This is a genomic window from Simiduia sp. (assembly GCF_058345725.1).
The window spans coordinates 1-24579 of the sequence record NZ_JBTUOC010000040.1 but is presented as its reverse complement, the minus strand read 5'-3'; the positions used below and the strand labels follow the sequence as shown (position 1 = coordinate 24579).

General features: G+C 55.3%; 22 protein-coding genes and 1 pseudogene. 10 read left to right on the top strand and 13 right to left on the bottom strand.

Annotated features, from left to right (window positions below; genetic code table 11):
- The first annotated feature begins 221 nt into the window (after positions 1 to 221).
- Genes ACW8F6_RS09675 through ACW8F6_RS09660 form a run of 4 tightly spaced genes read left to right on the top strand, consistent with a single transcriptional unit; the run spans position 222 to position 6526 of the window.
- Positions 222 to 1874: a di-heme-cytochrome C peroxidase gene (locus ACW8F6_RS09675; protein WP_491575659.1), complete on the top strand. Its 1653-nt coding sequence runs from the start codon at positions 222 to 224 to the stop codon at positions 1872 to 1874.
- Positions 1875 to 1913: 39 nt separating this feature from the next.
- Positions 1914 to 4196: a di-heme-cytochrome C peroxidase gene (locus ACW8F6_RS09670; protein ID WP_491575658.1), complete on the top strand. Its 2283-nt coding sequence runs from the start codon at positions 1914 to 1916 to the stop codon at positions 4194 to 4196.
- Positions 4193 to 6139 (top strand): patatin-like phospholipase family protein, encoded by a 1947-nt coding sequence (locus tag ACW8F6_RS09665; protein ID WP_491575657.1) that lies wholly within the window; start codon positions 4193 to 4195, stop codon positions 6137 to 6139. The genes ACW8F6_RS09670 and ACW8F6_RS09665 overlap by 4 nt, the downstream gene beginning before the upstream one ends.
- Before the next feature lie 39 nt (positions 6140 to 6178).
- On the top strand, positions 6179 to 6526 hold the full coding sequence (locus tag ACW8F6_RS09660; protein ID WP_491575656.1) for a hypothetical protein: 348 nt from the start codon (positions 6179 to 6181) through the stop codon (positions 6524 to 6526).
- A 59-nt stretch (positions 6527 to 6585) separates the two neighbouring features.
- Here the strand turns inward: ACW8F6_RS09660 and ACW8F6_RS09655 are convergent, their stop codons facing one another.
- From ACW8F6_RS09655 to fumC, 7 genes are all read right to left on the bottom strand, one after another.
- Positions 6586 to 7056, bottom strand: coding sequence for an OsmC family protein (locus ACW8F6_RS09655; RefSeq protein ID WP_491575655.1), 471 nt, complete (start codon positions 7054 to 7056; stop codon positions 6586 to 6588).
- Positions 7057 to 7284: 228 nt separating this feature from the next.
- Entirely contained in the window at positions 7285 to 7602 is a 318-nt protein-coding gene (locus tag ACW8F6_RS09650; RefSeq protein WP_491575654.1) for an antibiotic biosynthesis monooxygenase family protein, read from the bottom strand.
- 4 nt (positions 7603 to 7606) lie between these two features.
- A complete protein-coding gene (locus ACW8F6_RS09645) occupies positions 7607 to 8443 on the bottom strand; it encodes a DUF817 domain-containing protein (protein WP_491575653.1) in 837 nt (278 codons plus the stop codon).
- A 98-nt stretch (positions 8444 to 8541) separates the two neighbouring features.
- Positions 8542 to 8904: a TM2 domain-containing protein gene (locus ACW8F6_RS09640; RefSeq protein WP_491575687.1), complete on the bottom strand. Its 363-nt coding sequence runs from the start codon at positions 8902 to 8904 to the stop codon at positions 8542 to 8544.
- Between the two features lie 129 nt (positions 8905 to 9033).
- Positions 9034 to 10068, bottom strand: coding sequence for an endonuclease/exonuclease/phosphatase family protein (locus ACW8F6_RS09635; protein ID WP_491575652.1), 1035 nt, complete (start codon positions 10066 to 10068; stop codon positions 9034 to 9036).
- A gap of 55 nt (positions 10069 to 10123) precedes the next feature.
- Positions 10124 to 10684 (bottom strand): RNA methyltransferase, encoded by a 561-nt coding sequence (locus ACW8F6_RS09630; protein WP_491575651.1) that lies wholly within the window; start codon positions 10682 to 10684, stop codon positions 10124 to 10126.
- A 1-nt stretch (position 10685) separates the two neighbouring features.
- Complete coding sequence (gene fumC / locus ACW8F6_RS09625; RefSeq protein WP_491575650.1) at positions 10686 to 12101, bottom strand: class II fumarate hydratase; 1416 nt, start codon at positions 12099 to 12101, stop codon at positions 10686 to 10688.
- A 127-nt stretch (positions 12102 to 12228) separates the two neighbouring features.
- Here fumC and ACW8F6_RS09620 point away from each other — a divergent pair, with 127 nt between their 5' ends.
- The 3 genes from ACW8F6_RS09620 (at position 12229) to ACW8F6_RS09610 (ending at position 15741) form a co-directional block, all read left to right on the top strand.
- On the top strand, positions 12229 to 12741 hold the full coding sequence (locus tag ACW8F6_RS09620; protein WP_491575649.1) for a LabA-like NYN domain-containing protein: 513 nt from the start codon (positions 12229 to 12231) through the stop codon (positions 12739 to 12741).
- An 82-nt stretch (positions 12742 to 12823) separates the two neighbouring features.
- The gene (locus ACW8F6_RS09615) at positions 12824 to 14248 is read left to right on the top strand and encodes a rhomboid family intramembrane serine protease (RefSeq protein ID WP_491575648.1); all 1425 of its coding nucleotides are present in this window, start codon (positions 12824 to 12826) and stop codon (positions 14246 to 14248) included.
- A gap of 2 nt (positions 14249 to 14250) precedes the next feature.
- Entirely contained in the window at positions 14251 to 15741 is a 1491-nt protein-coding gene (locus tag ACW8F6_RS09610) for a tetratricopeptide repeat protein (RefSeq protein ID WP_491575647.1), read from the top strand.
- Positions 15742 to 15747: 6 nt separating this feature from the next.
- Here the strand turns inward: ACW8F6_RS09610 and ACW8F6_RS09605 are convergent, their stop codons facing one another.
- The 3 genes from ACW8F6_RS09605 to ACW8F6_RS09595 form a co-directional block, all read right to left on the bottom strand.
- Entirely contained in the window at positions 15748 to 16800 is a 1053-nt protein-coding gene (locus ACW8F6_RS09605) for a calcium/sodium antiporter (RefSeq protein WP_491575646.1), read from the bottom strand.
- Positions 16801 to 16956: 156 nt separating this feature from the next.
- Positions 16957 to 17268, bottom strand: a complete 312-nt coding sequence (locus ACW8F6_RS09600) for a DUF4156 domain-containing protein (RefSeq protein WP_491575645.1) — start codon at positions 17266 to 17268, stop codon at positions 16957 to 16959.
- Between the two features lie 135 nt (positions 17269 to 17403).
- Positions 17404 to 18897: an aldehyde dehydrogenase gene (locus ACW8F6_RS09595; RefSeq protein ID WP_491575644.1), complete on the bottom strand. Its 1494-nt coding sequence runs from the start codon at positions 18895 to 18897 to the stop codon at positions 17404 to 17406.
- Positions 18898 to 19390: 493 nt separating this feature from the next.
- Between ACW8F6_RS09595 and ACW8F6_RS09590 the strand changes: the two genes are divergently transcribed.
- The 3 genes from ACW8F6_RS09590 to ACW8F6_RS09580 are packed head-to-tail and all read left to right on the top strand — an operon-like array spanning position 19391 to position 22252.
- Complete coding sequence (locus ACW8F6_RS09590; protein ID WP_491575643.1) at positions 19391 to 20536, top strand: Re/Si-specific NAD(P)(+) transhydrogenase subunit alpha; 1146 nt, start codon at positions 19391 to 19393, stop codon at positions 20534 to 20536.
- Positions 20537 to 20579: 43 nt separating this feature from the next.
- On the top strand, positions 20580 to 20888 hold the full coding sequence (locus ACW8F6_RS09585; RefSeq protein WP_491575642.1) for an NAD(P) transhydrogenase subunit alpha part 2: 309 nt from the start codon (positions 20580 to 20582) through the stop codon (positions 20886 to 20888).
- A complete protein-coding gene (locus ACW8F6_RS09580; RefSeq protein WP_491575641.1) occupies positions 20885 to 22252 on the top strand; it encodes an NAD(P)(+) transhydrogenase (Re/Si-specific) subunit beta in 1368 nt (455 codons plus the stop codon). The genes ACW8F6_RS09585 and ACW8F6_RS09580 overlap by 4 nt, the downstream gene beginning before the upstream one ends.
- A gap of 189 nt (positions 22253 to 22441) precedes the next feature.
- On the opposite strand, the gene ACW8F6_RS09575 is transcribed toward ACW8F6_RS09580, so the two are convergent.
- The 3 genes and pseudogenes from ACW8F6_RS09575 to ACW8F6_RS09565 all read right to left on the bottom strand — a co-directional run bounded on the left by ACW8F6_RS09575 (position 22442) and on the right by ACW8F6_RS09565 (position 23888).
- Positions 22442 to 22900 carry a hypothetical protein gene (locus ACW8F6_RS09575; protein ID WP_491575640.1) on the bottom strand — a complete coding sequence of 153 codons (459 nt, stop codon included), beginning with the start codon at positions 22898 to 22900 and terminating at the stop codon, positions 22442 to 22444.
- A gap of 59 nt (positions 22901 to 22959) precedes the next feature.
- Entirely contained in the window at positions 22960 to 23205 is a 246-nt protein-coding gene (locus tag ACW8F6_RS09570; protein WP_491575639.1) for a 5'-nucleotidase, read from the bottom strand.
- Positions 23199 to 23888 (bottom strand): annotated as a pseudogene (locus ACW8F6_RS09565) (5'-nucleotidase). Before ACW8F6_RS09565 ends, ACW8F6_RS09570 begins: the two are co-directional and overlap by 7 nt.
- Positions 23889 to 24579 lie beyond the last annotated feature (691 nt).

Sequence of the window (24579 nt, the reverse complement as noted above, 5' to 3'; positions counted from 1 at the left end):
CTTGCTGCCTGAACCACTGCATTTTGTTATTCTTGTTTGGCCCAATTGGCGCCTAATGCAACGGGTGAACCCGGTGCCAGTTTTGTAATTTTAGTTATTGTGCCAAGTTAAACTCGCCAGTGAAACATAAAAGCCCGCCGAGGATTAAACCTCGCAGGGGCATCAAACCGATAAATATGGTAAAAAACGCGCTGGATACATAAAACAACAAGGACACATCAGTGACCATACCAACTTGGGGCGCACTTGGCTTAGGCATTGCCTGTGCAAGCATCACACTCATCGGCTGCGATCAATCCGCCGAACCGCAACACAACTCAACGCCCAGTGGATTACTCTTGCTGGATCAAAATTGGGATGACGACACACGCAACAGCGCCTGGTTTACTTCCTTTGGCTCTCGCGTGATGCCCCACAGTTGGTTTTTAGCACTGGAGCAAGCCGACCAGCCACAACTGTTTAATACCCCCGCATACCTCGAGTCGTTTGGCTTCGCCGTACCCGGCGCGTCGGAGGCCAACCCAGATAACCTGGCCATCGGCCTCACGGTATCGGCCGAGCGCGACAACCACCGCTGGCTAGGGCTGGGCTGTTCAGCCTGTCACTCTGGCTTGATTCATTATCAAGGGCAGCGCATCCACATCGACGGCGGCGCGGCCCTGATCGATTTTCAAGCCTTTGAAGAAGCCGCCATTCAGGCCCTGGCGAGCACGCTCGCCGCGCCCGAAAAATTTGCGCGCTTTCGCGCCCGCCTCGGCGCCCAAGCGCCGGCCGAAGACGCCCTGACGCAGTCGATGGCTGCGTGGTTAGACACACTCAAACAACGCCAACACACCAACCGTACCGACAGTCACTATGGCTACGGCCGGCTGGACGCCTTCGGGCAGATTTTTAACGCCGTCGCGGTGGATTTTTTAGGGATTGAAGCCAACCGCCAAGACCCTAACGCGCCGGTGAGCTACCCAGTGTTGTGGGACGCCTCGCACTTGGACTTAGTGCAGTGGAATGCCTCGGCGCCCAACGCCGGCCCAGGTCCACTGATCCAGAACGCCACCACCGCACTGGCGGTCTTCGGCCACCTGGATATCGCACACAATGATTTCGGTCTGGGCTACAAATCCAGCGTCGAAATTAGCAACCTCGGCCCGATTCAAGATCAGTGGTACCAGATCACAGCACCGCAATGGCCAGAGACAATACTTGGCGCTATCGATACCCCCTTGGCCCAACAGGGTAAGTCCCTGTACCAACAACACTGCCTGAGCTGTCATCAATTGTCCGACCGCAATGACCCCAAGCGCATGCTAAAAAGCACGCCCGTGGACCTGGCGACCATTGGCACAGACCCCACCATGGCCCGCAATTTCACTGGCGCCACGGCACAGTCGGGCGCCTTTGCCGGCAAAAAGGTGTTGTTTGCGGCGGGCCCAGTGATTGGCGAAACCGCACCCACGATCCAACTGGTGGCTCACGCGGCCGTGGGTGCTTTGCTCGACCACCCGCTGGCATCGACTTGGCAGGCCGCACTCAGCACCCACAAAGTGGACAAGGCCGCCCTGAACGACAATCCGCACTACTACAAAGCCCGACCGCTGTCCGGTATTTGGGCCTCGGCTCCCTACCTGCACAATGGATCGGTGCCGACCTTAGAGGCCATGTTGAGCCCACCCGATCAACGGCCCGCCACCTTTGTGGTCGGCAAAGTGGAATTCGATCCAACGGCGGTGGGCTTAAGCCAGCAGTCGCTCGACCCGGCACAGATTTTCCAGTTTGATACCCGATTGCCGGGCAACAGCAACGCCGGCCATGCGTTCGGCACTCAGCTGGCAACCGCTGAAAAACACGCCTTAATCGAATACCTGAAAACCCTGTAAGCCGCGCTGGCTTCCATGACATTTGGCAAGGAACACACAATGATAAATTGGATAAAAAAGCTAATTGGCCTGCGTTGGCTGCGCTGGGTACTGGGCACATTGGTCACGCTCAGCGCCCTGGTGGTGATGGCTTTCGTGTACTTCGTTGAAACCTCCAAAGCAATTCAGCCGGGCGAGGAGTTCACCGATCAAACTGTCTACCTAAACCAAAACTGGTCCGCCGCCGAGCGCGACATTTATTACTACACGCCCCAGGGCACCTCGGTGCCCCAGGGCGCCAACTTGGGTGCGCTGCGCTACAGCTGGTTTGTGAATCTGGAAATGCCCCGATCCACCGAGCGCTTTGCCGCGCCCGGCAATATGCGCCGCTTTAAGTTTTTGGTGGACCCAAAACCCAGCGCCAAAAATCCCGACCACTTGCCCGTGGGTTTTACCAAGCACTTCAATGCAGACATCGGCGAAGAGGTGTTAGACATCACCTGCGCGGCCTGCCACACCGGTGAGCTGCACTACAAGAAAGGCGATATCAATTACGCCGTGCGCGTAGATGGCGGTCAGGCTATGCACGCCTTCACCGATCTAAACCGCGGCACCTTTGGCCCCACCTTGATCACCGCACTGATCGAAACCTGGGCCAATCCCGTCAAGTTTGATCGCTTTGCCAACAAGGTGTTGGCACAGGGCGGCGATCGCGATTTACTCAAGCAACAATTGGGTAAATCGCTGGGGGCATTTTTATCCATTAAGCAAAACAATCCATTGAAACACCTTTACCCCACTCGCGAAGGTTACGGCCGCACCGACGCCCTGGGCCGCATTGCCAACACACTGTTTGGCGATCACCTGATTGAATCGAACATGCAGGTCTCGGCAGCGCCGGTGAGCTATCCCTATTTGTGGAACATCTGGAAATTCAACTGGGTGCAGTACAACGGCTCGGTGGCACAACCCCTCGCGCGCAATATCGGCGAAGCCCTGGGTGTTGGTGCGGTGATTCCCTTAATCACCCCCGAGGGCGCACCGCTGCCGGCGGCCGATCGCTTCCGCAGTTCCGTGCGTATTCCCGATATCGAAAAAATTGAGCACACGTTGCAAACGCTGCTGGAACCAGAGTGGCCCAGCGAAATATTTGGCGAAGTGGACGCCACGCTGGCCGAACAAGGTAAAACCCTGTTTCAAAACCACTGCGTCGAATGCCACGGCCCGCACCGCGCCAGCGAAGCGCGCATGCTTGCAGAAGCGCCGCTAAAAACCCGCACCGAAGATCAGTGGCTGATTGAAGTTATCGACCTGGATCACATTGGCACCGACGCCAATGCCGCGCGCGGATTTATCGACAAAACCTACGACCTCACCCCCACCGGGATCGACAGGGACACCATTAAAACGGTATTCACGCCCTTGTTCGACAAGCAGATAGCGCGCGATGTGTTGGCCCGCCTGCGCGCCATCGCCAGCGCCGAGCAATCGACGCCCGAGGTGCAAGCCGCGTTTGCCGCGCTGATCGCGCAATACCCCAACCCCGATGAGCTGGGCGAAAATGGCCTGAGCAATGCGCCCTTCGACGCCATACGCGCGGCGCTCAATGCGCACAATCTGCAACCCAGTAAAAAGGTTAACGCCAACTACAAGCCCTACCGCCAGCTGGCCTGCAGCTATCAGTGCCAGATCAATGCACTCTGGTGGGATATGGACTACGGTCGCCAATCGGTAGCCGATAATCTCAGCGCGCTGGACCCTGCCAAACTCACCGAGGGTGTCGGCTTGAATTTGGTGGGTCTGCTGATTAAGGCACGCTACTACGAAGACAACCAGTTGAGCGCCGACCAAATTCAGTGTCTGGAAGGCTTTGGCACCCTCGACCTGCCCCAGCAAATTGCGGGCTATAAACCTCGTCCGCTGGCCGGCGTATGGGCCACGCCACCCTACCTGCACAATGGTTCCGTGCCCAGCATTTATCAAATGCTAATGCCGCCCGAAGAGCGCGATCAACGCTTCTTTGTGGGCCGCCGAGACTATGACCCCGTGCATCTCGGCTATGTTTCAACCCCAGCTGCCGGTCGCGAGAAGGACGGCCTGTGGTTTGACACGCGCCTCAGCGGCAACCACAACACCGGTCACGGTTTTACCGCATCGCCCGAGCAATGGGCCGCCTACCGCGCCGACTACAAAGCCAACCCCCTGCCCAAAGGCACCATTGGCCCGCTGTTAACTCACGACGAGCGCATGGCACTGATCGAGTACTTGAAAATTCATCGCGATAACCCCGAGGGCTACCAATTTCAGCCCGGCACTAGCTGTCTGGCGAGCTACCAAGGATGAGCGAAACGCACACCTTCCAACAGGTACAGGCTGCCGAGCAGGCGTGGATAACCGAGCGTCGGCAGCGCGCCGGCACCCCAGCGGAGCAACCGGTGTTGGGCGTGGCCTTTTCCGGCGGCGGCATTCGCTCAGCCTGCTTTCACTTAGGGGTATTGCAGGCGCTGGCGGCCACCCAGAAGTTGTCGCAGGTGGACTATCTGTCCACCGTGTCGGGCGGCGGCTACATTGGCAGCTGCTTTCAATGGTTAAAGCACCGCGCCAACAGCCCCGACAATGCGGGCCTGTTTGAACAGCCTGCAGGCGAGGGCAGCGTTATGGATTGGTTGCGCGCGCACGGCAAATTTTTAATCGACGGCAAATCCGTGAGCAGCGCCACACTCCTGTCTGCGCTACTGGCCAGTACGCTGTTTAATCTCTTGGTGCTCATGCCCTTGCTACTCACGGTGGTTTGGCTGGCCGGCCTACCGCACGCGCAGCTGCACTGGCCCAACCACTGGCATCTACCGGGCGCTGAAAGTATCGAAGGCCATGTGGGCTATTTAGTGGCGCTACTCTTGTCGGCAGCCTGCTTTGCTGGCTACCTACTTTGCATCCCCGCCATGGCGCTGTGGCGACAGCACACAGCGCATCATCGCTTTCGCCCGCGCCGGCGCATGGGCCAGCTGCTCGCCGCCAGTATTGTCCTGGGCTTAGTTGGCAGCTTGCCGCTGGCGGCGCAGTTGGGCGATGCACTGGTGGCCATGGCCGAGGCGGAACTCGTCGGCGGCTGGACCAAACACCTGAATTATGTGGTGCCATTCTTAGGTGGTGTCGCCACCCTCACGCGCGCCAAAAATCAACCGCGCCTGGCGCTGGTGGGTATCGCGCTGCTGCTGTTTGGCTTGGCGGCCGGCGCTTACCACCTAGTGTTTCATGTGGGTATTGTAGAAACCCAGGGCTTCGCTCTGTGGCTGACTATGGCGGTGGTTTTATTACTACTCGCTTCGATTAATCGCAGCTCCATGCACAGCTATTACTTGGCGCAATTGTGCAACGCATTTTTCATGCCCGTGGCCAACACACCTGCGCGCCAAAACGACACTCTGCTGGCATCCCTGACGCCGGCGACGGGCGCGCCACTGCCACTGATCAACACCACCCTTAGCACCAAAAGCTCCACCAATACGCTGTGGCGCGCGCGCTTAGGCGCCAGTTTTACCTTAACGCCCCTGCATTGTGGCTCGCCGGCCACGGGCTTTGCCGAGACCACGCACTTTCAGTCGGGTCGCTTGACCCTCGGCGAGGCCATGACCACCTCGGGCGCGGCAGTAGACCCAGACACTGCCCAAACTGCCAATGCCGGGCTCAGCTTCTTAATGGCGCTGCTGAACTTTCGGCTGGGTTTCTGGACCCGCGCACCCAAGGTGGGCAATCAGCGCTGGAACCGCATGCCCTACTGGTTAATTGTGCGGGAAATGCTCGGCATTGGGCTCAGTGAAACAGCGCGCAATATTCATCTAACCGACGGTGGCCACTTCGAAAACCTGGGCGTATACGAATTGCTGAGGCGCGAGCTGCCGGTGATTATTGCCGGCGACGCCGGCGCCGATCCCAGCACCAGTTTATCGGATTTAGGCTTGCTCATTCAGCGTGCCGAAGCCGATTTTGGTTGCCAGATTGCGATCGACACCGCCCCACTTTGCGCGGTGGAAAACGGCCTGCACCAACGCAGCTTTGCCACAGGACAGATTCGCTACGCCTCGGGTAAGACCGGCACTTTGCTGTATGTCAAAAGCCTACTCACCGCCGGGAGCAGCACACAGCTCACAAGTTTTAGTCGCCTAGACCCCAGCTTTCCCAACGACAGCACGGCCAATCAGTTTTACAACGAGCAACACTTCGATGCCTACCGGCAGCTGGGCTACGAGAATATGCGCCAAGCGCTGGCGAGCCTCACCAATTGACCCTAAGCTTGCAACCACACTCAACTACGGGAGTTCCACATGAAAACGCAATTCTGCGCACTGTTGCTAACCTTGGGCGCCGGCGCCCTGGTCCAGGCAGAAACCTACCAATGCACCAATGGCGGCATGGAAAGAACAATCAGTGTGGTTTATCAGACACCGGGCCAGCCAGTGCCCTGCGAAGTGCACTACACCAAAGACGGTAACGCGCAAACGCTCTGGCGCGCAGACAACGAAGCTGGCTACTGCGAAACCCAAGCGCAAGCCTTTGCCGACAAACAATCGGGCTGGGGCTGGGCGTGTCATCTGGTTGGCGGCGAAAGCCCCGCCGCCGGTGAACAGGCACCCGAAGAGGTGGTTCCCGCAGAAGGCGCAGACGGCCAGTAACAACGGCACACACGGCCGCCCGCTGCCTGCGGTGCTGGCCGTGTGACTCGCCGGTGCCGCTAGTCGAACACCGGCTCGGTGCGTACGGCGCTTTTCACCGAATTGGCAATAAAGCACTCGGCGTGCGCCAGGTGATGCATCTTTTCCACCGCTGCGTTATCCGGCTGGCGCGCACCGCTAAAGGTCACGCACGGACGCAACACCACCTCGCTCATCCACAATTTGCCCCGAGCGTCCGCCGCCATCACACCCACGGCTTCGTCCCGATAGGTGTCGACGCAGTAGCGTTTTTTGGCGGCAATGGACAGAAAAAATAACATGTGGCAACTCGATAACGACGCCACAAACGCCTCTTCCGGATCGACGTTAGCCGCCACCGAAAACGGCAGTGGCACAATGTGCGGGGATGCCGACGCGGGCACGACCAGGCCGCCGTCAAATTGCCATTGGTGAGCGCGGCTGTAGGTGTTATCCACAAACGCCTCGCCGGGTTTGCGCGCCCAGTGCACGCCTGCCACATAATCCGCCATATCACCTCTCAGACTTTGTGCCCGCAGCCAATCAGCAGCGCAGGCATTCATTGGTCACCGCTTACTCGGCCGAATAGTAAACTTTAAAATAGGTATTGTCTGTTTTTACCCCCGCTTTAACGGCGACGGTGCGCTCTAAGGTAAAACAATGTAACGGCGTGTTATCCACCAGCCGGGCGGCAAAATCCGCAGGGCTCAGCCAGTGATCTTGAGCTGAACAGTTTGCCGTCAATCTGTTGCGCCCGGCTTCACCACCCATTCCGGCTCTTCAAATTCGCCAATCACATTGACCGTCACAAACGTCGCCGCAGCGCGAATAATATCCGCCACCGATGTATTGTGCTGCGCCTCCATGGCATCCCGCTCGCGCTTACTGCGCCAGTGCGCAATGGCGATCAGTTTGTGGGGCTCGCCGATTTTTCGATGTAATTCTGTGCCCATGGCGCCGGGCGCCTGCTGAATAATTTGACTCGCCTTAAGCCAGGCGCTGGCGTAATCTTCGGCCCGATAACCCGGCTTGATCGTAATTTCAAAAATAAACTTCATCGCATTACCCTTTGTTACATTCGCCGTTTCTGTTCGTCGCTGTCGCGCGCGGCTGAGCGGGTGTTGGCTGGGTGCCGGCTATTAAGGAGACCAACACAAAGCTTAACAGCATCAACAGATACCAGGAGCTGAGCTTTGCCAGGGGCACCAGTTGCCACTGGGCCTGTTGATTGGGGTAGATCCAGATATTGGCGTAAGTGGCAATATTTTCCGCCAGCCAAATAAACAAAGCCACCAGCAGCCACCCCAACAGCAGCGGCATCTGTCGGTACTCTGAGAGTACGCGATAACAGATGGTGGTGCGAAAAAATAGTGCAGCCGTCGCCGCAATCAATAGCCAACGCAAATCCCAGATAAAATGGTGCGAAAAGAAATTGATATAAATTAGCGTCACCAATAGCAGCGTTGCCGTGCGATTGGGATAGCGGTGATAGCGAAACTCGAAGAGACGCCACACCCGAGCGAGGTAGCTACCCACGGCACTGTACATAAACCCCGTGAAAAGCGGTACATTGCCAATGCCAAACACATAGGCTTCCGGGTAGTGCCAGGAGCCAATGGCATCCGAAGTTTTAAACAATTCCATGATTGTGGCAAGCAAATGAAAAATAACGATCACGCCCGCTTCGCGCCAGGTTTCCAACCCCAAGGCCAATAACACTAGCTGAAAACCGATGGCGGACAGAAAAATAAAATCGTAGCGATGCAAGGCCTCGAGAGGGTACCAATAGTGGGTGACAAGCATCACCAACAACAAGAATCCGCCAAACAGGCAGGCATAGGCTTGCTTGAGGCCAAACCACCAAAACTCATGCAGCGCTGCTAGTATGGATTGTTTCAAGCTAGTCGCCCCGTGGCGGCGAAAAAACTGAGTATTGCGCGTCTTTCTGACACAGGCAAGCAGCGCGCGCCGATTACCTGTGTGTTTGCAGTGAAGGGTTAATTGCGATTTACCTCGTCGACTTGTTCATTCAATGTCCACAAGTCGTAGAGATAGCCCAACAAAAATAGGCCGCAAGTAAAGAACCAGATAATACCGGTGACCCACTTGCCCATATAGAAGCGGTGCACACCAAAAATGCCCAAAAAGGTTAGGAATATCCAGGTTAGGTTGTAGTTGGTATGGCCGTCTTGATAGCGGCTGTCGGCCTCGGCATCCATGGCCGGAATTAGAAAAAGATCCACAATCCAGCCAATCAAAAACAAGCCAAAGGTAAAGAAATAGAGCGTGCCGGTGATCGGCTTGCCATAGTAAAAACGGTGCGCGCCCATAAAACCAAAGATCCACAGCAAGTAGCCCATGGCCTTGCTGTGCGTGTCTGCTTGCTGAACGGAAACCTGTCCGGTCATGTAGTTACTCCTGTAATGAGGTGAACTGTGGCGATAGCTTAAGAATGCGTATTCCCGGCAACACCGGCAAGCACAAATCGGTTAACGCACTTTTTCCCTCGCCCAACGACGATCCTCGGCATCTGGCTGCAGCCCATCGTCTTCACTATTCTGGCCGGGCGCCAGGGCCAATTGGGTGTAGATAGGAAAGTGGTCCGACCCAATGCTCTCCAGCCGCTGGATCGATACCAGACCAAAGTGGTGGCTGTGAAAAATGTGATCCAAAGGCCAGCGCACAAAGGGCAGGCCAGCGTGAAAAGTATTAAACATGCCCCGCCCTACGCGGGGGTCCAGCAGGCCACTGATTTTTCGAAATAGTCGCGTGGTGGCGGACCAGGCCACGTCGTTCAGGTCGCCCGTGACGATCACCGGGTGCGGACTGTGGGCCACCTCTTTCGCCACCTGGATTAATTCGGCATCGCGCTCGTCCGAAGTCGCATTCTCTGTGGGACTGGGCGGCGCAGGGTGCAAAAAGTATACGTCTAGCCGCCGACCCGACACCGACAGTTGCGCTTGCATCGAGGGTACGCCCGGCTCAACCCGAAAGTGTATCGCCGGTGCCGTCAGCGGCAGCCGAGAATAGACGTGCATGCCGTACAAATTATCCAACGGACAACTTATGCGGTGCGGGTAGTGCGAATGCAAACACGCCAATTGCTGCTGCCACCATTGGTCGGTTTCCAGTGTCACCAAAATATCGGGACGCAGGGCCTGCACTTTTTCAATAAGTGCCGCACTGTTGCGATTGGTCATCAAAACGTTGGAAGTGAGTAAGCTGATACAGGGCCAATCCGCCGAGGCAGTTGCCACTTCTTTGGGAAACAGCGGCGTGTAGGGGGTTATCCACCAGGCTTGGACAGCGCAACACACCAAGCCCAAGGCGAGCGGGCCCGCAAAGGCCGTCTGCCCCCAGCCCAGCCAACTCCCCGCTGCCCCCAGGTAGCACAGCGACACGGCCAATAGCTGCAGCCTGGGAAAGTCTAGGCCTCTAATCGACCAGTGTTCGCAGCGCCACATGGGCAGCAAGGTCAGGGCCAGCAAAAGCAAGCCCAGTCCCCAGAAAACGACAATTGACATCTGCACGCGAATCGGTCCCCGTAGTTCGAAGACCAAACGTTAACGCAAAGCGCCGCTAAAGTCTGTTATGGCTACCGGATTTAGCGGCCTCCGGCACTCTCAGACGATTATTGACATCGCGGCTGGCGCGTATGAGCGCGTCGTCGCTAGCGGTGGCTTGCGAGGCCAATTGTTTGGCCAGGCGGTCGTAAAGCACGACGTTCACGGTGGCCGCCAGGTTCATGGAGCCCTGGGTGGGAATGTAGACCACTGCATCGGCGGCGTTCACCACCGATTGTTTTAAGCTGCCGTCTTCCGGACCAAAAATGTAGAGCGCGCGCGCCGGGTGAACAAAGCTCGGCAAATCCACTGCCCCCTCAACCAGTTCGATACACACCCGCGCCATACCCGCGGGCAGCGCCGCTTCAAAATCCTCTGCCCGCAGCAGGGGGATACGGCTGGCGGCCTGCTGGGTATCGGTGTGAAATTTTGCGGCCTGCTCAAAGCGCCGGCCGGTGTAAAAGACACCGTCGGCGCCATAGCAGCCAGCGGCCCGCATGGCCGCGCCCACGTTCGCGGGGCTTTTGGGGTTGGTGAGTCCAATGGCGACTGCCATGTCCGCCAAGTCAATCTTCATATCAAGTCGCTTTGTTAGGAGCCGTGCTGTGGCCGGTCATAGTGGCAGGGTCTACCCAGGCGTCAAACTCCGCCTCGGTGACGTACCCCAGGCTTAACGCCGCCTGGCGCAGGCTGCTGCCATCGCGGTGCGCCTTATTGGCAATTTCTGCGGCCTTATAGTAACCGATGTGCGGATTCAGAGCCGTCACCAGCATCAGGGAATTGTCTAAATGCGCCTGCACTTGCGCCTGGTTAACCCGAATACCGCGCACGCAATGCGCGGCAAAGCTGGCGCAGGCGTCGGCCAACAGGTGCGCACTTTGCAAAACATTTGCCGCGATAACCGGTTTAAACACATTGAGCTGAAATTGACCGTTGCTGCCGGCAATACCCACCGCCACATCGTTGCCCATCACCTGTGCGGCCACCATGGTCACCGCCTCTGGCTGGGTGGGATTGACCTTGCCCGGCATAATAGACGAACCCGGCTCGTTAGCGGGCAGCTGCAGTTCGCCAATGCCGCAGCGCGGGCCGCTGGCCAGCACGCGTACATCGTTGGCAATTTTCATTAAGCTCACGGCAAGCCGTTTGCAAGCACCGCTTAACTCCACTAGCGCGTCGTGCGCACTGAGCGCCTCAAATTTATTGGGCGCAGTCACAAATGGCTGGCCCGTTTGCGCTGCAATGCGCTCGGCCACCATCTGCGCAAATCCCACCGGGGTGTTCAGACCCGTGCCCACGGCCGTGCCGCCCAATGCCAATTCGCGCACGCCAACCAGTGCCTGTTGCAGTGAGCGCTCGGCCATGGTTAATTGCTGCACATAGGCGCTGAATTCCTGCCCCAATGTCAGTGGCGTGGCATCCATCCAGTGGGTGCGACCGATTTTCACCACCGCCGAGAATTCATCCACTTTTTCAGCAAATGCACTGCGTAAGTCGGCCAGGTTCGGCAACAATTTTCGGGTGCATACGTCGTGCGCAGCAATGTGCATAGCGGTGGGGAAAGTGTCGTTACTGCTTTGACTTTTGTTCACGTCGTCATTCGCCTGCAGTATTTTCGACGCATCGGTCAAAGCACCGCCGGCCAACACTTGACCGCGATTGGCAATTACCTCGTTCACATTCATATTGGTTTGGGTGCCGCTGCCCGTTTGCCAGATTACTAAGGGAAACTCATCGTCTAGCTCGCCGGCCAAAATTTCATCGCACACCTGACCGATTAAATCGGCTTTGCGATTGGCTAATAACCCCATCTCCGCGTTCACCTCGGCGGCTGCCTTTTTGACCTGCGCGTAACCGTAAATGATATCCAGTGGCATGGATGCGGGCGGACCGATGTTAAAATTCTGCCGGCTGCGCTCTGTTTGTGCGCCCCAGTAGCGGGCCGCCGGCACGCGCACCTCGCCCAGAGTGTCTTTCTCAATCCGATATTTCATAGATTTCTCCTCTGTCGATGATTCGCGTTCATCGCTTGGCACCGCATGAGCGGCGGCTGTAAGGGTATACGGCCAGAGCGGCCGCCAAGACGCTGGCCTAGATGCCGCCAGCCCGCTAGAGTGACCCTTGACTCAAGACCCCGGAATTCAGTACGTGAATGCTCCCAAAACACGCATTGGTGTTTTTGCCGATGTGCAAAATATCTACTACACCTGTCGCCAGCGGTATCAGCGCCAGTTCAATTACCGCGCCCTGTGGCAACAGCTTAGCGAGCAGGGCCAGATTTGTCAGGCTTTTGCCTACGCCATTCACCGCGGTGATGACAATCAGCTTCGATTTCAGCAGGCGTTAAAATCCATGGGCTTTCAGGTTAAATTAAAGCCCTATATTCAGCGCAGCGACGGCTCAGCCAAAGGTGACTGGGACGTCGGCATTACGCTCGACGTGTTGGAGTACGCCGCTTCGCTCGACCGCGTCGTGCTGCTCTCGGGCGACGGCGATTTCGATCTATTGCTGGCGCGCATCATCCAGCGCCACGGGGTAGCCGCAGAGGTCTACGGTGTCCCCGGATTGACGGCACACAGCCTGATAGACGCGGCCAGCGCCTACCACCCTATCGACGAAATGTTACTGCTCTAGCGCAAGAAATTGCGTATCATTGTCGTCTAAAACCCACCGCCACTGGCCAACGTACCGGGACCACACAGACAGGGAGTCGCCATTGATTATCATCCCCACCGAAAAACGCTTTGACTGGCGCTACCGCCCCACGGTGCTGTTTAGTATTGTGCTGGTCAACGTAATGGTGTTTTTCTTTTATCAGGCCAATGACGACCAAAAACTCGAACAGGCCCTGGCGCTCTACGGTCAGCACAATTATCTGGAGCTCGAGTGGCCGCTAATCCAGCAATACCTGGAGGCGCGCGAAGAATTTAGCGCACTGGACGACTTGCGCGATATGCACGACGACGATGAGCTGCCTTCGCTCGCCGTTCACATCATGTTGCGCAGCGATTTTTATCGACATCTGCGCGCAGACCCCTACAACTTTATCGGCTACCAGCGCGCCGAAAACTGGCTCTCCCACAGGGCCACCATCGATCGGTACGTGCAGTCGCTCAGCTTTAACGCCCATGGATTAATTCCTAAAGAACTCAGTGTCAGCAGCCTGTTGACACACCAGTTTTTGCACGGCGATATCATGCACCTGCTGGGCAATTTATTTTTTCTAATTATTTGCGGGTTTGCCGTTGAGGCCGCCATTGGCCACTGGCGTTTTCTGGCCTTTTACCTGATATCCGGAGTCACGGGCGGCCTGGCCCACGCGCTGATGGACCTGTCGAGCAGCACCACGCTAGTGGGCGCATCGGGCGCCATTTCCGGTGTCATGGCAATGTATCTGGCGGTTTTTCGCTTCAAGCGAATTGAGTTTTTCTACTGGTTTTTTGTGGTAGTGGGTTATTTGCGCGCGCCGGCGCTGATTGTCCTGCCAATCTATATCGGTAAGGAGCTAACCAGCTTTTATACCGACACAGAATCTAATGTGGCCTTTATGGCCCATGCCGGCGGTTTTTTGGCGGGCGCATTGTTGATGCTGGGCAATTATTTAATTAACCCAAAAACCATTGACACCGACTATGTGGAAGCGGATCAAAGTATCGATCCGCAGCAAGACGCACTGGCTAGAATTTACACCCACATTGAGCAGTTTCGCTTTGACGCTGCCCGCAAACAGATCGACGCCGCCATCGCCGAATATGGCGCCGATCACCGGTTGGCCCAGTTGCGGTTAAATCTAACCAAATTAACGGGCGGGGCCGAACACCAACAGTCGCTGGCTTTGCTGATGGCGCTAGAGCCCGAACAGCCCGGCCAATTGCGCCAACAAGCCGAGTGGGTAAAAAGTCAGCCAGCGGTGTTAGCACTGCTGGAGCCCGACGTGCGCTACCGCCTGGCTGTCCGCCTAACGCAACTGCAAGACTTGAGCGCAGCCGAGGCCATGTACCACAACCTTGAATCCGATACGCCGCCTCACCCATCGCTGGATGTGCTAGCGAAAAAGCTCGCCCTGGCATTTCGCAATCATCACAAGCCCACAAAGGCCAAAAAGTACGAAGCGCTCGCCAGCGCGTGGGAGGGAATCTGAACGTGATAGCTGACTACTGCCAATACCATCCCCGCGTTGGCGCCACTTACGCCTGCCCCACCTGTCACACTACACTGTGCGATAACTGCACCGACGACAGCCAGGGTTGGGGTGCCGAGCGCTGCTTCCACTGTGCGGATAAAGTGACCAGCCTGGGAGCCAGCAACAGTGCTGAACCCTTTTGGCGGCGGCTGCAACAGGCCTTTCGCTACCCGCTTACCACCCAGTGCCTGGTGCTGATAACTGGCGTTTCGCTGTTGACCTCTGTCTTGGCCTATTTGCCCTTCGCCTTTGTGGTGTACCTGATAGTAACCGGCGCCATGATGCGCTACAGCTTTGCCTGTCTGGAACAAACCGCCAACGGTAAAATGTCCGCTCCCGATATCACCCTCGCCTATGAAGGCGGTGTGAGTCTGCTCTTTCAATTGCTGATTTTATTGATCGTCATGGCGGCCGCAGTGTTTGGCGTGCACGCGCTGCTGGGCGCCAATATGGCTCGGCTGGCGGGAGTACTGTTAGTGCTTGGCTTTCCGGCCGTAATTATTTTATTTGCGCTCAATCAAAGCCTGACCGCAGCCATCAATCCCTTCAATATTTTGCAGTTGGTGCTCGCCATTGGCCTGCCCTATGGTGTGTTGCTGGGCTTGATGATGGTGATGATGGCGTCGGTGGGCGTACTGCATCAAATCTTTGGCGGCGTCAGTTTTCTCAATACTTTTTTACAATCGCTAATTTCCAATTTTTACACCGTTGTCGCCTTTCACATCATGGGCTATATGATTTTTCAGTACCAAGCCGAACTGGGATTTATGGTGCGCGCCGACGATGACGACACCAGCGGGCGAACGGATCAGCAACGCCATAACGCGCGCATTGATATTGCCTTAAAGGAAGCTGAGTACGATAAAGTCGTGGATCTGTTTGCCGAAGCCAACAGCAAGTTTCCACAGGAAGCCAATTACTATTTTCGGTGTTTCGAGTTTTTATGCAGCGTACGCATGCCCGAAAGGCTCACCCGTTTCGCACCGCACTATTTTGACTTTTTGCTGCGCAGTAACCGCAAGGACCAAGTCTACCCGGCATTTAAACGTTTGCTATTGGTGCTGCCCACCTTTAAACCCGAGAGTGCGCGCCTGCGCCATCTGCTGGCAGAACAATGCCAAGCCAGCGGCGATCCGCGCTCGGCACTGAAACTGTTGAACGGCTTGCACAAACAGGCGCCCGATTATCCGCGTCTGGTAGCGGCCTACGAGCTGATGTGCGAAGCCTTGGCCGATCTGCCCGGTATGGAAGCGCAGGTCGCGCAATGTCAAAAGCTTGTGCAACAATTAGGTCGGCGTGCGGCCGAGCGCCGCGCGCAAAAACCCGCCCGAAAACCCGACGACAAATCCACCGCCGCGGCGCCAAAGCCCACGGACTCGGCGCCGGGTAGCGCCGCGGCTGACGCCAAGCCCACAGACGGCGACTTGCCGCCCATTGAATTTAAACTTTAGCGGCACTCAGGTGGGCGTTTGCAGTTGTTTGATCACCTCGGCAATGAGCAATAGGCCCACCGGCAACATAAACAAAAACACAGCGTCGTCCATGAGTGTTAACCAGGGATGATGCAACGCGGCCATCAACAGGTAGCTGGTATAAGCCAGATAACCCAGTAAAAACAATACGCCCTCGAACCGATCAATTTGGGTGCCGGTAAAGAAAATTGGCAGGCACAACACCGCCACTAAACACATAACGGGCAAATCTATTTGTACTAGACTCAGTGGCGCCAGCAGCCCCTCTGGCGCCAGCAGACTGGACAGCCCCAGCACACCCAACAGGTTAAAAATATTGCTGCCCACCACGTTGCCCACAGCTATGTCTCGCTGCCCCTTGATGGCGGCGGTGATCGACGTCACCACCTCCGGTAGCGAGGTACCCGCCGCAACAATCGTTAGGCCAATCATTAGCTCGCTGACGCCCAGATAGCGGGCAAACACAATGACGCTGTCGAGCAACCAACCCGAGCCCAGTACCAACAGTGCCAACCCCAATAGCACTAATCCCATATCCCACCACAGGGGTTTTTGAACGGCGACATCCACGGGCAGATCCAGCACGGCTTGCGTTTGCCGGCTGCGATAAAACAAGTAGCCGATGTAGACCAGCAAACACGTAAATAGCAGGGCGCCATCCAAGGCCGAAAAATGACCATCGCGTGCCAACCACCAGACCAGCAGGCTCGCGCCAATCATTACCGGGACATCCAAGCGAATCAGTTGAAAGGCCACGGTCAGCGGCAGGATAAGCGCGGTAACACCCAGGATAAACAGCACGTTAAAAATATTGCTGCCCACCACGTTACCCAGGCCCACCGCCGCCTGGCCCATCAGCGCCGCCTCTAGGCTGACGGCAAATTCCGGCGAACTGGTACCAAAGGCCACCACGGTTAAACCGATGACCAAGGCCGATACCCCCCAGCGACTGGCCAGGCGCGCAGCACCCTTTATTAACCAATCGGCACCCAGCACCAGCGCGGATAAACCCAAAACAAAAAACAGTAAATTCAACATAGCGGCCACCTCGACAGGCCCGCATTAATATGCGGCGAATTCTGGGAATTAAATAGGGGGGCAGAAAAATATTTTGGACGCAAAAAAGCCGGCGCAAGCCGGCTAGAAAAATGCACATCCTGGCGCGAGTATAGACTCAAGCCACTGACAGCCGCGCTAGGGGCAGCGGTAAATGCCAAAGGTCATTTCACCTTCAGCGGTGAGCTCAGACTCGCGCACAATACGGTTGCCGCCCATTGCATAGGCCTGATCTTTGGCCAGGGCCGCCAGCTCGTCCACTACCTTGGCATCTTTGCGCACAAAAATACCCACCTTGCTGACTCCTTTTGTGGCGGTTTGGCCCAGGCGCTCGCAGTGTTGCACATCGCCCAGCGGCACCAGTTTAATGTGCGCCGCCTCGGGCTTGGGCTCCACCCACGTACAGGCAACGGCACATGCAGATAACAAAACCAACGGTAACACTTTCATGATGAACTCCACCTATCCGGGTGTATACAAAACAGCGCCCACTTTACCGCAGTGCAACGCCAGCGCAAGGGTATGCGCCACAAAAAACGCCACCCTGAGGTGGCGTTTTTTGTGGCTGACGAGCGTCTGACGGCCTCAGTCAAATTCAATCCATGTAGTTTTCAATTCAGTGTAATCGTCAAAGGCGTGCATGGATTTATCGCGACCATTGCCCGATTGCTTAAAGCCGCCAAAGGGCACCGTCATATCGCCACCAAAGTAATTGTTGATGCCCATGGTGCCCACCCGCACGGCCTTGGCGACCCGGTGGGCCACATTGATATCTCGGCTCCACACGGCACCGGCCAAACCAAAGATGGAATCATTGGCGATGGCGATGGCCTCGGCTTCGGTATCAAAGGGGATCACTGTCATCACTGGGCCAAAGATTTCTTCCTGAGCAATGCGCATCTGGTTATTGGCGCCAGTGAAGATTGTGGGCTGGTGGTAAAAGCCGCCCTCGGTAACCGCCACTCGCTTGCCGCCAAAGGCCAAAGTGGCGCCTTCATCGCAGCCAATGCGCACATACTCGGCCACGGTGTTGTACTGCGCTTCGTCCACCATCGGCCCCATGCGGGTGGCCGGGTCTAGGGGGTTGCCGGGCATCCAGCCTTTCGCGTGCTCGATCACCTTGGCCACAAAGGCATCGTGAATACTGCGCTGCACCAGCAAGCGCGTACCCGCGGTACACGTCTGCCCGCCGTTGTAAAAAACCGCCGTAGCCGCCATAGCAGCGGCCTTGTCTAAATTGGCGTCGGCAAAGACGATGTTCGGGCTTTTGCCGCCCAGCTCTAAAAACGTGCGCTTAAGGTTGGACTGACCGGCGTATTCCATCAGCATTTTGCCCACCGGCGTCGAACCGGTAAACGTCAGCCCCTCGACATCCATGTGTTTGGCCAAATGGCTGCCAAGGCTGCCGCCAGGCCCTGGCAGTACCTGTAATACACCGTCGGGCAGGCCGGCTTGCTTGGCCAGCCCCGCCACTCGCAGCGCGGTGAGCGGGGTGTTAGAGGCGGGCTTCAGCACCACCGAGTTGCCCGTGGCAATGGCGGGCGCGATTTTCCAGGCGGTGGTGGAAAACGGAAAATTCCACGGCACGATGGCGGCCACCACGCCCAAGGGCAGGCGCGTCACCAGCGCCAGCGTATCCGCGGGCGTAGGCGCCACCTGATCGTAAACCTTATCGATGGCCTCGCCGCTCCAGCGCAGGGTGCGCGCAGCCGCCGGCACGTCCACGTTTAGGGTGTCGGCAATGGGCTTGCCCACATCCAAACTTTCCAACAGCGCCAACTCCTCGGCGTGGGCCTCAATCAGCTCGGCCCAGCGCACCAACACGCGCTTGCGCTCTGCCGGCGCCGCGTTGGCCCAGGTCCCCGCTTCAAATACCGCTTTCGCCGAAGCAATAGCGCGGTCGGCATCGGTCGGCCCACAACTGGCCACCTGGGCCAGTAATTCGCCGGTAGCCGGATTATACGTGGGCCGGGTGTTGCCATCAGCCGCGTCTATATAAGCGCCATCAATGAAAGCGCGCCCTTCAATAGATAACGCCTGGGCACGATCGGCCCAGGCCTGTAGTGTTAAATCAGACATAGCGTGTACTCCCTGGTAATGGCCCTATTGTAGCGTGTTCGCCCAGCACCCAAATGCCCCAAATAGGTATTAATAAAACCTATTCGAATGTAATCAAGCATTCTCAACATGAATGCTAAACCAATGTTTTACCACCAGGATGCGAGTAAATTGCGGTAGCCCGTGTATTAAACTTATCTATTATCGTTATTGTGTGAGCAAATGCTGTAATTGTGCTATTTGAATCGCTCAAAATTCGCACAATTAATTTGTCGGGTCGCGCAATAATTCCCATGAAAAGCCCACTGGTACGCTAGCACCTTCATAATTTTGTAGCGTAATTACAGAATCATTACCTTTATTTATAACATCTATAGCTAGCGGTTCCCTAATAGCCTTAGCTATGATGTCGCACCGCAAATTTTCGGCTGAGGGTTCAGCCGTTGCCAAAGGCTGGACACACAGCCGGTGTCATACCGACAAAAAAGGGCGGGTGCTACAGAGGAAGACAATCATGCTAATCGGCATACCCAAAGAACTGGACCCGGGCGAAAACCGGGTTCCCCTGTTACCCGATGGGGTAAAAAAACTGGTGGCAGCCAATGCCACCGTCACCATCGAAGCCGGCCTGGGTGCCTCTCTGCTCATTCCAGACAGCGCCTACACCGATGCAGGTGCCACCCTGGCACTCAGCCGCGATGCGTTACTCGGCGAGGCAGACCTGGTACTGAGGTTGCGCAAACCGCCCTTGGCGGAAGTGGCCAAGCTCAAACGCGGCGCCATCCATATTTCGTTTCTTGACCCCTTTAACGAGCATGCGCTGGTAGACGCCTTTGCCCAGCAGGGCGTCACAGCCATCAGCATGGAAATGATTCCCCGCATTACCCGCAGCCAAAAAATGGACGCCCTGTCGTCGCAGGCAAACCTAGCGGGCTACGCCATGGTATTGCTCGCCGCCGAGCGCCTGGACCGCATTCTGCCCATGATGATGACCCCCGCCGGCACCATCACACCGGCACGCGTATTTGTGATTGGCGCCGGCGTTGCCGGTCTGCAGGCCATTGCCACCGCCAAACGCCTAGGCGCGCGCGTGGATGCATTCGACACCCGGCCAGTGGTGAAAGAGCAGGTGGAGTCGCTGGGCGCCAAGTTCCTGGAGATCGATCTAGGCGAAACCGGCCAAACTGCCGGTGGCTACGCCAAGCAACTAACGGAAGAACAAATCGAGAAGCAGCGCCAAGGCCAGATGGACGTAATGGCCAACAGCGACATCGTGATCACCACCGCGCAGGTATTCGGCCGCAAGGCGCCTCGCATTATCACCAAAGAGATGCTGGCGGTGATGAAGCCCGGAGCCATTGTGGTGGATATGGCCGTGGACAGCGGCGGCAACGTCGAGGGTTCCGAGCCAGATAAGGAGCTGGAATACAACGGTGTCAAAATTATTGGCTACCGCAATCTGCCCGGCCGCGTGGCCCAGAATGCCAGCCAAATGTACTCCAACAATTTGATTAATTTAGTGTTCGACTATTGGCAAAAAGAAGACAGCAGCTTCGCTCTGAACCTGGATGAAGAAATTCTGAAAGGCTGCGTGATTACTCACGGCGGCGAGCTAGTCAACGAGGTGATTAAGAACGCGCGCGCCCAGGCTGCCGCGTAATCCACACCTAACGAACATTTAAATTATTGAGGGAGTAGTCAACATGACACCCGAACTGCAACAACTGGTTTACCTGACGTTCATATTGATGCTGGCCATCTTTGTGGGCTTTGAACTCATTGCCAAAGTACCGGCAACCTTGCACACGCCGCTGATGAGCGGTTCAAACGCCATTTCTGGTATTACTTTGGTGGGTGCGCTGGTGAGCGCCGGCGCCGAACACGCGGCCCTGGCCACTTGGTTGGGTGCGGCGGCCGTTACGCTGGCCACCATCAATGTGGTGGGCGGCTACCTGGTGACCGACCGAATGCTGGCCATGTTTAAGAAGAAAGCCACCGGAGGTGCCAAATGAGTAGCGCAATCGTCATCAACTTTGCCTACATCGCATCGGCGCTGGGATTTATCCTGGGCTTAAAAATGCTCGGCTCGCCCGCCACGGCGCGCAAGGGTAACGCACTGTCGGCCATCGCCATGCTGGTGGCCATTGTGGTCACACTGCTGGATCAACAGATCATCAGCTTCACCTGGATTGTGGCCAGCATGCTCATCGGCTCGGTTATCGGCGTGCTAGCCGCGCGCTTGGTAGCGATGACCTCCATGCCAGAAATGGTCGCTCTGTTTAACGGCTTTGGCGGCGCCGCCAGTTTGCTCGTTGGTTGGGCCGCGCTCTACCACGGCGAGGCGACGGCTTTCGTAGCCAGCACCATTGTGCTGTCGATATTAATCGGCGGCGTAACCGTATCGGGCTCGCTCATTGCCTGGGCCAAGCTGGCAGAGAAAATGCCCGGCCGCGCCATCACCTTCACCGGTCAAGCGGTAGTCAACGGCCTGATTGTAATCACACTGGTATTGAATGCCGTATGGTTCGTGCAGGCACCAACGGCTGACTCAGTGCACCTGTACGCCGTGATTGCCATAGCCTTGGTATTTGGCATCATGCTGGTCATCCCCATCGGCGGTGCCGACATGCCCGTTGTAATTTCGCTGCTGAACTCCTACTCGGGTTTGGCCGCCTGTGCTGCCGGTTTTGTGCTGAACAACAACCTGTTGATTGTATCCGGCGCACTGGTGGGTGCCAGCGGTATAATCCTGACCAACATCATGTGTAAAGCCATGAACCGGTCGCTGGCCAACGTGTTGTTCAGTGGCTTTAAGGCAGTGAAAAAATCCACAACCGTGGTGGAAGGTGAAATCAAACCCATCAACTGCGACGATGCCTACCTGATTCTGGAAGCCGCCGCTAACGTGGTATTTGTACCGGGTTACGGTATGGCAGTATCGCAAGCACAGCACGTTGTGCGCGAACTGGCAGATCATCTGGAAAACAACGGCTGCCAGGTACGCTATGCCATTCACCCCGTCGCCGGCCGCATGCCTGGCCATATGAACGTGCTGTTGGCAGAGGCAAGCGTACCTTACGATCAGCTCATGGAAATGGACGCTATCAATCCACAAATGAGCAGCGTTGACGTAGCCATCGTCATCGGCGCCAACGACACAGTGAACCCTGCCGCCACCGAAGACCAAGGCAGCCCAATTTACGGCATGCCCGTCATCAACGTCAGCGAAGCCCGCACCGTGTTCGTGCTCAAGCGCGGCATGAACGCTGGCTACTCAGGCGTGGAAAACCCGCTGTTCTATAAAGAAAACGTGCGCATGCTGTTTGGCGATGCTAAAGCCTCAATCCAAACCATCGCAGGCGAATTTGCCGCCTAATAAACAAAAAGCAAAGCAAAGCCCCGCCGGAAAACCGCGGGGCTTTTTTTATGTCCATCCGCAGCGCTGGCGGCTGAATCAGGCAGATGACTCGTTTGAAAAAGACAAAGAGAGCGAAATGCTGCTAGGGCATAGTTTACCGAGATGAGAAAATAGCATAAGTGCTTGACTTGCGGCCATAGTCACTTGTTAGCGGTGGAAAAAACGCGCATATTTAACCTTGGAATCACCAACAATACCTTTAATACTGTTTACAAAAGACGGCATATCATCTATGCCTTCAAACTTTTCGAGTGAGCCAGATGCGGGAAAAAGCAATACCGATATAGGTTGGTTTTTTCTAGTTTGCACCACTACTTTTTTAACAGAGGCAAGCGCCATTCTACTTTCGAATTCCGAGCCCGAAAATACCAAACTTTGACCGTCGAAGCTAAATCGCAGCTTCACTGCATTTGCTACCCACGTTTTCATGCCTTTGTAGCATTGCCAAGCCATGACCAGGAAAATTAGGCCTACGAACACTCCATAGTTTTTAGTAGCGATACCAAGAATTGAAAGAATTACAGCTACAGCTCCGAACATAAACGCTGCCATAAGCATCCCTCTCTTTCTCTTCTTTATATATTCTTCGGATAACTGGTATTTCATGTTGTACCGCTAACGCCCAAAGCAGCGCGCAGCGTTAGCTGTCCGCTGCCTTTGCTTGTTCAATTTTTTGTATTGGCGATTCCAAATGGGATATGAACCATAGGTATATCACCAGCCTTTGATTCCAAATGACTTCTTTGATCATCAAAAAACATGTGCGGTCTAAGCTTCGACAATATTCGATCTTTCTCCATGCCGCCAAGGAAGAACATTTCGTTGGCACTCACACCCCAATCTTCTAGAGTAGTAATTACTCGTTCATGAGCTGGCGCATTTCGGGCCGTAACAATGGCGGTAGTCAACACCCTTTTATACTTTCGATCTTTTTCAATTTCTCGATCTCTAGCTTTTGAAGAAAAGAGAGCTTTTTAAAAAGATCTGCTAGCGGTCCGGGCTTGTGTGGAGTGTCAGAGTTTGCCACTTCGTATGCATGAAATTCTGGAAGATTACCGCCTTTAAATACCGCCTCAGCTTCGTCATCAGCAATAACACCATCAAAGTCAAACGCAATTCTAAGCTCATCATATTCATCATCATGAACTGTCTTGCTTGGAAGAACTATTCCACCAGGATACCCTGCATCAATAGCATTCTGGACGTCTTATTCATTTGCAGAAAGGAACAGTGATGCGTTAAATGCCGGAATATACTCAAATGGAGATTTACCCTCCATAAAAGCAGCCCTAGATATGTCAAGATCGTAATGCTTGATTGATCTAAAAACTCTTTTTCCTGTGGCCGCCGAGTTTCTTGATAGAAGCACCACCTCAACTGGCAGTCTTTCAGGAAAGCGCTGATTGATTTTCAGAAATCTTTTTATAAAAGGAAATGCAACACCCTTATCTAGAACCTTATCTAAGTTTTCTTCCTGAAAATTTTTATAAGCCTTCGGCCCTTCTTTTTCAAAGACTGCATGTGACTCTGACAGATCAAATAGAGCACTTGAGGAAACTGCAACAACAAGCTTCCGTTCAATTGGATATGGCATATAGTCCCTTGGAAATTGAACGCCCGCAACTAACGCGAGCGCAGCGAGTCGAGGGCGAGGCTCAGCCCGTTTTGGTTGCGTTTGTTATGCACCTAATCTCACCTAAGTACCAACAGCGTGAAAAGTTCATAGCCGAACAATAGAGCTAAAATTGTTGCTCCGTACGCTGAAGACCTTGACCATGGAAAGTCCAACTGAAACTTTAAGAGCAACGTCGGAATTATGAAATAGGCTACCAAGGCAACAATTGGCATTAAACTAGTCAATCCTACAAAGGAAGCCCCTAGCGCTAGAAGAAACACCGCAAGGAGAGGTACTACAACTAATACAAAGGCACTCCAATAGTCGACGTCTCTACCAGTATTCCTTTCAAAAAATTTAAAAATTCCAATAAAGACGCAACCTACAATAGCAGCTTTAATCATAAACGTTCCTTAGTTTGTTTTGCATAACGAGGCTGTAGAAAAACGTTTTTAAAATCCACTTATCCACAGCCCCTTTGAATTAATTTTACCGATCATAAAACAAACAGGTACACTTTACATAATCTTTTCTTATGCGTACTTTTTTGATTTTTAGGTGTAGTTACTGTGGATAACTAGCGTTACCAACCTATCGAACTGTGTTTCATGAGCTTTTCGATGTTATGCACCATACTATATAAACGCCACTGCCCCTGAACCTTCTCTTT